General features: G+C 53.2%; 7 protein-coding genes. All 7 read left to right on the top strand.

The genetic code is table 11. From position 1 onward, the window contains the following. The coding region (locus Q7J88_RS00035) for an acyl-CoA dehydrogenase (protein ID WP_303720101.1) at positions 1-1446 on the top strand (1446 nt) is incomplete at its 5' end. 41 nt (positions 1447-1487) lie between these two features. Further along, entirely contained in the window at positions 1488-2342 is an 855-nt protein-coding gene (locus tag Q7J88_RS00030) for a 3-hydroxyacyl-CoA dehydrogenase family protein (protein WP_303720100.1), read from the top strand. A 53-nt stretch (positions 2343-2395) separates the two neighbouring features. After that, positions 2396-3625 (top strand): thiolase family protein, encoded by a 1230-nt coding sequence (locus tag Q7J88_RS00025; protein WP_303720099.1) that lies wholly within the window; start codon positions 2396-2398, stop codon positions 3623-3625. Positions 3626-3709: 84 nt separating this feature from the next. Continuing rightward, positions 3710-5770 carry a (Fe-S)-binding protein gene (locus Q7J88_RS00020; RefSeq protein ID WP_303720098.1) on the top strand — a complete coding sequence of 687 codons (2061 nt, stop codon included), beginning with the start codon at positions 3710-3712 and terminating at the stop codon, positions 5768-5770. Positions 5771-5876: 106 nt separating this feature from the next. Further along, complete coding sequence (gene thiC / locus Q7J88_RS00015) at positions 5877-7184, top strand: phosphomethylpyrimidine synthase ThiC (protein WP_303720097.1); 1308 nt, start codon at positions 5877-5879, stop codon at positions 7182-7184. Between the two features lie 132 nt (positions 7185-7316). Continuing rightward, on the top strand, positions 7317-8099 hold the full coding sequence (locus Q7J88_RS00010; RefSeq protein WP_303720096.1) for an electron transfer flavoprotein subunit beta/FixA family protein: 783 nt from the start codon (positions 7317-7319) through the stop codon (positions 8097-8099). Then, on the top strand, positions 8099-9070 hold the full coding sequence (locus Q7J88_RS00005) for an electron transfer flavoprotein subunit alpha/FixB family protein (RefSeq protein WP_303720095.1): 972 nt from the start codon (positions 8099-8101) through the stop codon (positions 9068-9070). Before Q7J88_RS00010 ends, Q7J88_RS00005 begins: the two co-directional genes overlap by 1 nt. Positions 9071-9178: the final 108 nt, after the last annotated feature.

Genomic DNA, 9178 nt, shown 5'->3' with positions numbered 1-9178 from the left:
AAGGTGATTGAAACCTACGGCACTGCCGAGCAGAAAAAGATCTACATGGAAAGACTCTTCGCTGGTGAATGGATGGGGACCATGTGCCTGACTGAAGCCGATGCCGGCAGCGACGTTGGTGCCGTGGATTCCACCGCGGCCCAAAATGAGGACGGGACTTACAATATCGTTGGAACCAAAATTTTCATTACCGCCGGTGAGCATGACTTGGCCGAGAACATCATCCACATGGTCCTGGCCCGGGTCGAAGGGGATCCGCTGGGGACGAGGGGCCTGTCCCTGTTTATCGTGCCCAAATATCTGCCTGCAGACGATGGAAGCATCGGTGAGCGAAACGATGTCTATTGCAGCGGCATCGAGCACAAAATGGGTCTGCATGGACTGGTGACCTGCACCATGGCTTTTGGCGATGGCGGACAATGCACCGGCTACCTGCTCGGAGAGCAGGGCAAGGGGATGTCGGAGATGTTCCATATGATGAACGAGCAGCGGCTGCTGGTCGGTGTGGAAGGGCTCTCTTTTTCATCCAGCGCCTTCATGCACGCTGTTGACTACACCAAAAAGCGTCCCCAGGGTGCATCTGTCTATCCTGGTCAGGATAAGCACAAGACGGTCGCTATCATCGAGCATCCAGATGTCAAGCGGATGCTGCTGACCATGAAGGCGTACGTCGATGGTTGCCGCAGCCTGGCTTACTTCACCAGTAACTGCATCGACAATGCTGGCGTCACTGAAGCTGAAGAGAGCAAACAATGGCACGGGTTGGTGGAACTGCTGACGCCGATTGTTAAGGCCTACTGTACCGACAAGGCCTGGGTTGTAACTGCTCTGGCCATACAGTGTGCTGGCGGTTATGGCTATTGTTCCGACTATCCCTTTGAACGACTGGCCAGAGACTGCAAGGTCACGACTATTTTTGAAGGGACCAACGGCATTCAGGCAATGGACCTGATGTTCCGCAAGATTCTTGGGAACAAGAAAGACAACTTTAACCACCTCATGGGAAAGTTTTCCGAGACTATCGAGAAGGCTCAGGAGATCAGCAGACTGACCGACTATGCGATCATCGTCGGGCGCGCGAAGGACGGGCTGGAAGAGATTGTCGACCGGTTTGCAACCATGGCCGCAGGTGAAAAGGGACTTGAACTATATGCCAAAACCACTCCTTTCCTGGAAACGATGGGGGATGTGCTGCTTGGCTGGTTGCACCTCTGGCAGCTTACGGTTGCTTTGCCGAAACTGACGGAGCTAACCGAGGGGAAAACAGATGAAGAGATCGAAAAGTTGCTGAGGAAAAACAAACAGGCCGCTTTCTATCACGGCAAGGTCTCAGGGGGGCAGTTTTATATCGGTACTCTGCTGAAAGATACCTTTGGCAAATTTGAACAACTGAAATCGGAGGCTGGGCCGGTGATTAGCATTGGTGCTAAAGCCTTTGCCGGTTAACCGGCTTACCTATAGCGATCGAGGAAAAGGGAGAAATGGATATGGCGATTCAAAAAGTGACCGTAATCGGATCGGGGATCATGGGGCATGGCATTGCCCAGGTGGTGGCCACGGCCGGGATCCCCGTTGTGTTGAATGATATTTCGGAAGAATTGCTGGAATCGGCTAAGGGGAAAATTTCCAAGTCGCTGGATGGCGGCATCAAGCGCGGCAAGATCAGCGAAGAGGACAAGACGTCGATTCTTAGCCGTATTTCCATCGCAACGGACTTGACCAACGCAGCCAAAGACGCCGATCTGGTCATTGAAGCTGCTCCTGAAAATCTGGAGCTGAAACACAGGCTTTTTCAACAACTGAGCGAAATCTGCAAATCTGAGACGATTCTTGCTTCCAACACTTCGCAATACAGCATTACCGAAATCGCCTCGGTGGTGAACGATCCATCGCGGGTGATAGGGATGCACTGGTTCAACCCGCCGGTGGCAATGAAGCTGATTGAAATCATCCGTGGTTTGGAAACTTCCGATCAAGTCCTGCAGCAGATTGAAAAGTTTTCCGCCAATGTCGGAAAGCAAACCGTAGTCTGCAAGGATTCCCAGGGTTTCATCAGCACCCGGGTGCTGATGGCCATGCGTCTGGAGTGCTACCGATTGGTTGAAGAAGGGATCGCCAGCAAAGAAGACATTGATAAGACACTGCGGCTCGCCTTCGGCCATCCGATGGGGCAGTTCGAACTGGCCGATTTTTCCGGGATCGATATCGAGATTCCGGCTTGTGAGGCTCTTACAAAAACTTTCGGTGACCGTTTCCGAGCCCCGCAGATTCTGACCCATCGGGTCAAGGCCGGCAAGCTGGGCCGAAAGTCGGGAGAGGGTTGGTATAAGTACGATAGCTAAGTTGATCAGGTCGTTAGATTTTAATTATTGATGAACTGCAAAAGGAAGCAAATATGGGCAATCCGAACGATATCGTCATAATCAGCGCCGCCAGAACCCCATTCAGTAAGTTCGGCGGATTATTGAAACATCTCCACAGCAGCGAGTTGGGAACTCTTATTATCAAAGAGGTTCTGAAACGATCCGGTTTGCAGGGCAGTGATATTGACGAAGTTTATTATGGGATGTGTATCCAATCTGAAGCCGCGCTCAAGTATAACGTCAACGCCCGTCAAGCTCTGCTGCACGCCGGGTTGCCACCGGAAACATTATCCCTGACGATTGATCGCGCTTGCTGTTCTTCGCTGGCTGCAGTCCAACTGGGACGAAAATCTTTGCTGCTCGATGAAGCCAGAGTCTGTATGGCTGTCGGGGCGGAAAATATGAGTAATACCCCTGTTGTCATGAATGGCCATCGGTGGGGAACTGGTCTGAATAAACCAGAGATGGTCGATCATCTCAACCCGATCATGTACCACGGCTTCAATTCCCTGGCTGGGGACGCAGGCGATGTGGCCTTGGACTATGACGTCCCCAGGGAAATGCAGGACAACTGGGCTTACGCTTCACAGATGAAGTATCAGGCGGCAAAAACCGAAGGCAAATTTGCGGTTGGAGAAGAACTTGCTGTGGTGGAGCTTCCCCAGAGAAAAGGCGATCCCATCCAATTTACCGAGGATGAGTTCCCCAAACCGGACACATCCGTTGAAAAACTAGCCAAGTTGTCGACCGTTTATGGCAGTAAAACGGTGACTGCCGGGAATGCTCCTGGGTTGGACGCGGGAGCTTCCGCCTTGATCTTGACCAAACGATCTGTCGCCGATTCCTTCGGGATTAAACCACTGGGAGTACTTCTTTCTGTCGCCAGCGTTGCCAGTGGACCAAAGCGGATTGCCGAAGTACCGGCATTCGCTATTCAAAAGGCACTGGATAATGTCGGAATGAGCATAGCGCAGGTTGATGTGCTTGAAATCAATGAAGCGTTCGCAGCTATCCCACTGGTTTCGACAAAAATTCTCGCCAATGGGGATCAAACCCGGTGGGAGGAGTTGCTTGCTAAAACGAACCCAAATGGTGGAGCCATCGCCATCGGTCATCCGGTGGGGGCCAGCGGTGCGCGGATTATAATGACCGCCATGTATGAATTGCGCCGGCGCGGAGGAGGGGTCGCAAGTGTCGGTATCTGTGGCGGTTTGGCGCAAGGCGATGCTGCGGTTATTAAGGTGGACGAAACTTGTCTGTAAATCCTCGAGGCATCGCAATGCAAAAGACAAAGGAACTGCAGTCATATTTTTTGACTGTGTGAGTATCGATTAGGAGTGTGACTTATGAATTCAACACTGATTTCACCAGCCAATTCAAGCTATTTAGGGATTCCTGGAACGGTGCTGTTTGTCCTTATTCCGGCCGTTGGGGCGTTGGTTTTTACTTATATCATGGCCAAACGCTTTGCTCCCTTACTGCAGATGCAGCATGACCCCCGCTTGAACCAGTTGCCGAACCGCTTTTCCAGGCTTTTGAAGTTTGGCATCTTCCAGTGGCGGCAACCCCGATATATGTTCGCCGGAGTTCTGCATATTCTGCTGTTTTCCGGTTTCATGGTCTTGGCTTTGCGCTCCACTGCGTTGATTTTTGTCGGGGTCGTGGACGGATTTCATGGTGATTTCGGTGTCGTGTATGGGATTCTCAAAGACATTGCCGCTACCTTGGTATTTATTGTCGCGTTTATCGCCATGGTACGTCGGGGGATATTCAAACCCAAACGCTATGAGGTGCCGAGCAAGTACGGCAAGGATCATACCGGGGAGGCGGTGCTGGTGTTACTGCTGATCATCGGGCTGGTCACCTGCGACATGATGTTCGAGGCGAGCCAGGCAGCGGCGCAGATTCAGAATGGGTTCGAGCCCCAGCAGATGCTGCCGACTACCGGCCCTTGGGTTTTTACGCTGCTTTTTGCCGGTGTTACGCCGAGTGTTTTGCAGACCATTCATCTGAGCAGTTACCTGCTTCATGAACTGATCTTTTTCTCTTTCCTCTGTTTGCTGCCTTTCGGCAAACATTTTCACGTCATTACCTCGTTGCCGAACGTTTTCTTAGGCAAAAATCGTAAAGGCATAATTAAACCGGTGCTCTGGGGGGTAACGGATGAGGAATTGGATGCACTAGATTCCATTGGGGTGAAAAAGTTTGAAGATTTCACTTGGAAGCACATTCTGGATTTCTACTCCTGTGTCGACTGTGGCCGCTGCGCCGATAATTGTCCAGCCAACGCTGTCGGCCGTCCACTTTCACCGCGATTCATTTCAATCAAGTGTCGCGATTATGGTTTCAAGCGTTATCCGCTGTTCGGGGAGAAAGGTCCCGAGGATGAACTGCTGATCGGTACCGCCCTTGAGGAAGATGAGATCTGGTCCTGTACGACCTGCGGAGCCTGTGAGGAAGAATGCCCGGTGATGATCGAGTACATCGACAAGATTGTTGATGTGCGTCGCGGCATGGTCGACGAAGGGATGGTACCTCAATCACTGCAGAAACCGTTAAGTGCGCTGGAAAAGCGTGGAAACCCCTGGGGGAAAATGGAGAAGAAACGGGCTGATTGGACCAAAGAGGAGGAGTTCTCTGCCGATTATCCGATCAAGATCATCGATGGTGAAGAAACCGCTGAAACCCTCTACTTTGTCGACAGCATCACCTCTTACGATGATCGTATGCAGGACCTTGGGCGGGCGACCGCCAGAATTCTGACCGATGCCGCGATCGACTTCGGCATTCTGGGTGTTCAGGAGAGGGACAGTGGACACGAAGTCGGACGCTTTGGCGAGGAAAGCCTCGCTCAAATGCTCAGGGAACACAACACCGAAGTAATCAAAGAGTCAGGAGTCAAGCGAATCGTCACAGCTGATCCTCATGCGTTCAATGCACTGAAAAACGATTATAAGGATCTGCCACCGGTCGAGCATATCAGCCAGACAATTCTCAAGTGCGTCAAGGACGGCAAACTTAGCTTCAAGCCGGTTGAGGATTCCACTAAGGTTTATACCTATCACGACCCTTGTTACTTGGGACGTCACAACGAGACCTACGACGACCCCCGTCAGGTGTTGGATGCAATACCCGGTTTGCAGACCGCTGAAATGGAACGCTGCCGTGATCGTTCCTTCTGTTGTGGTGGTGGTGGCTTGATGCTGTTCTTTGAGCCGGAAGAGGAACAGCGGATGGGCGTGCTCCGGGTCGAGATGGCGCAGCAGGCCGGCGCCAATGTGATTGTCACGGCGTGCCCGTTTTGCCTGCTCAATATTGAGGATGCAATCAAGGTCGCTGGACTTGAGGACCAACTGGAGGTCATAGATCTGGTGGAACTGGTGGACCGGCAGATTCTGCGTGATTAGGCTTGTAACGTAAAAAGTTACATGGGTAGTAAAAAGAGAAGAGATTTCCCCGCGTACTATGTGAGCTCAGCGGTGTGATGTTTTTTCCTGCGGGAGGAAGTGTATTGTGAAAACCCAGATTGAATTTGCGCGCGAAGGTATCGTTACCGCGCAGATGGCTGCGGTGGCCGAGCGCGAAGGGGTCAGTGATCTCTATGTGCGCGAGCAGGTGGCCCTCGGCACTATCGTTGTCCCCTGGAATCATCATCGTCAACCGAAAGTTGTCGGTATCGGTAAGGGGCTTTCGACCAAGGTCAACGCTTCGATCGGCACCAGCTCCGATATCATCGATTATGGCGCCGAGGTGCGCAAGGCCAGGGCCGCGCAGGCGGCCGGAGCCGATACCCTGATGGAGCTGTCGGTCGGTGGTGACCTCGACCGGGTGCGGAGCGAAGTGATTGACGCTGTTGACCTGCCGGTCGGCAACGTTCCTCTCTACCAGGCCTTTTGTGAAGCGGCGCGAAAATACGGCGACCCGAATAAGCTCGACGAGGAAATGCTTTTCGAGCTGATCGAACGGCAGTGTGCCGATGGCATGGCCTTCATGGCTGTACACTGTGGCATCAACCTCTACACCATCGAGCGGTTACGTAAGCAAGGTTATCGTTACGGTGGGCTGGTCAGTAAAGGCGGTGTGTCGATGGTCGCCTGGATGATGAAGAACGGCCGGGAAAATCCGCTGTACGAGAAATTCGACCGGGTAGTCAGCATATTGAAAAAGTACGATACGGTGCTCTCTCTTGGCAACGGCCTGCGCGCCGGGGCGATCCACGATTCCCACGACCGGGCCATGGTGCAGGAGCTGCTGATCAACTGCGAGCTGGCTGAAATTGGTCGCGAGATGGGTTGCCAGATGCTAGTTGAAGGGCCGGGGCACATGCCCCTCGACGAGATCGAAACCAACATCAAGCTGCAGAAACGGATGAGCGGCGATGCTCCTTATTACATGCTTGGGCCGATTTCTTCCGATGTCGCCCCCGGTTACGATCACATCACCGCCGCCATCGGCTCTGCTCAATCAAGCCGTTTCGGCGCCGACCTGATCTGCTACATCACGCCGGCTGAGCATCTGGCGCTGCCGAACGAACAAGACGTGATCGACGGGGTCAAAGCGGCCAAGGTGGCGGCCTATATCGGCGACATGAACAAATACCCGGAGAAGGGGCGAGAGCGAGACAAGCAGATGAGCAAGGCGCGTCGTGACCTCAACTGGCAGCAGCAGTTCGACTTGGCCCTTTTCCCTGCGGACGCTGCGGCGATTCGTGCCAGCAGGGTTCCGGAAGATGAAAATACTTGCACCATGTGCGGTGATTTCTGTGCTTCTCGCGGCGCCGGAGAACTGTTTAAAAAAGATTTGTGCGGGGACAAGATTTAATAGATGTTTCACCGCTGAGGTCGCAGAGACTGCTGAATATGCTTGATATTCAATTCCAAAACGATTGGTCGCTTTGAACTAAACAGGCCGAGTCAGTGCGATTCATTTACTCACTCTCAAATGGAGGAACATATGGAAATTCTAGTCTGTGTTGCGCGGGTCCCGGACTCCGCAGAGAATGAAATCGAGGTAAACAGAGATGGGACCGATATTGATCGCGATTCCTTGGTTTACTCAGTCAATGAGTGGGACAATTACGCGGTCGAAGAAGCGATCCAGATCGTTGAGCGCGATGGTGGTTCCGTAACTGTGGTGTCGGTCGGTGATGATGAATCTGAAGAGATCCTGCGGCGTGAGATGGCCATGGGTGCCGACCGAGGCATTTTGCTCAGTGATGATGCCTTTGAGGCAACCGATGGGCGGGGGATCGCGACCATTCTGAAGGCCGAGGTTGAGAAGGGGAAGTACGACCTGATCCTGACCGGAGCCCAGGCCGATGCTGGAGCCGGAGAGGTTGGCGGTATGCTGGCCGCCATGCTCGATATCCCGTACGCATCGCTGGTGAACTCAATCGAGGTGGTGAATGGTCAGACCTTGAAGGTCGGTCGCGAGATCGAGGGTGGCAACAGCGAGATGAACAAAATCACGCTCCCCTGTGTTCTCTCCATCCAGACAGGCATCAATGAGCCGCGCTATGTCGGAATTCGCGGCATCCGGAAAGTTGCATCTGTTGATATCCCGGTCCATGGTGCTGCAGATCTGGGAATTACGGGTGATGCGGTTGCTCCTCACGTTCATCGTCAGGATTATTTTGTCCCGGAGCTGGGCGACGGAGCCGAGATGTTGGAAGGGAGTGATGAGGAGATCATCGAAAAACTCATTGAACTTCTCAAAGCCAAGGGAGGACTCAAATAATGGCAGATCAAGTCTTTGTCTATATCACGCATAAGGGTGGCGTGGTCGATGATTCGGCATTGGAACTGCTCACCGCAGCCAAAGCCATCCGTCCCGCCGCTGAGACCGTTGCGCTGGTTGCCGGTAATGGTGCAGAGCTGGAGCAGGTTTGCGCCGAGGTCGGCAAATCTTTCTCTCAAGTCTGGAAACTGGCCGGCGAGGCTTTTGCTTACCCCAATGCCGAAGTAATCCGGAAGGCACTGACCGCAATTTTACCCAAGGGTGCGGCCATGGTGTTGCTCCATGACACTTTCGGGATGGATCTGTCGCCAGGGCTTTCCATTAAGCTTGATTCCACCTACGTCGCTGATGTCGTCGGCATCGAGGCAGTCGAAGGAGATAAGCTGAAAGTTGTGCGTCAGGAATACGGTGGCCAGGTTAGCAGCCGCTCCCTCTGCGACATGAACAACGGTATCGTGGTGAATGTGCGTTCCGGTTGTTTTGCTGCAGACGAGACTCAGGCCGGCGGCAATGCGGTGGTCGATAAATCGGCCGAGGCCGGTGACCTTTCAGCGGCGCGCGAATTTCTCGAGTTAATCGTTGCCGAGGCTGGCGACGTCGACATCACAAAAGAAGACGTGCTGGTCGCTGTCGGCCGCGGTATCGGCGATGAGGAAAATCTGGAGATCGCCGATGACCTGGCCGAGGCGCTGGGCGCAGCGGTCTGCTGTAGCCGCCCCGTGGTCGATGCCAAGTGGCTAGAGAAGTCGCGCCAGGTCGGTACCTCCGGTCAGACTGTCAAGCCAAAGGTTTATCTGGCCTGCGGAATCAGCGGTTCATTCCAGCATCTGGGCGGCATCAAGGGCAATCCGTTTATCGTTGCGATCAACAAGAATTTGAAAGCGCCGATTTTCCAGGTGGCGGATGTAGGTATCGTTGCCGATATTCAGGATTTCCTGCCCCAGCTGACGGAAGCTGTAAACGAAGGTTAAATCAAGGAATGGTGTAGTAATCAAATAAAGGAATGGTAGTAGCTGATCCGCATCACTCGATTTCTCAATTGGTGCGGATCAGCTACGTGTTGACCATTTCTTATCGAG

The sequence above is a fragment of the Malonomonas rubra genome, from assembly GCF_003247215.1.
GTDB classification, from domain to species: Bacteria; Desulfobacterota; Desulfuromonadia; order Desulfuromonadales; family Geopsychrobacteraceae; genus Malonomonas; species Malonomonas rubra_A.
This window is presented reverse-complemented; position numbering and strand designations above follow the sequence as displayed.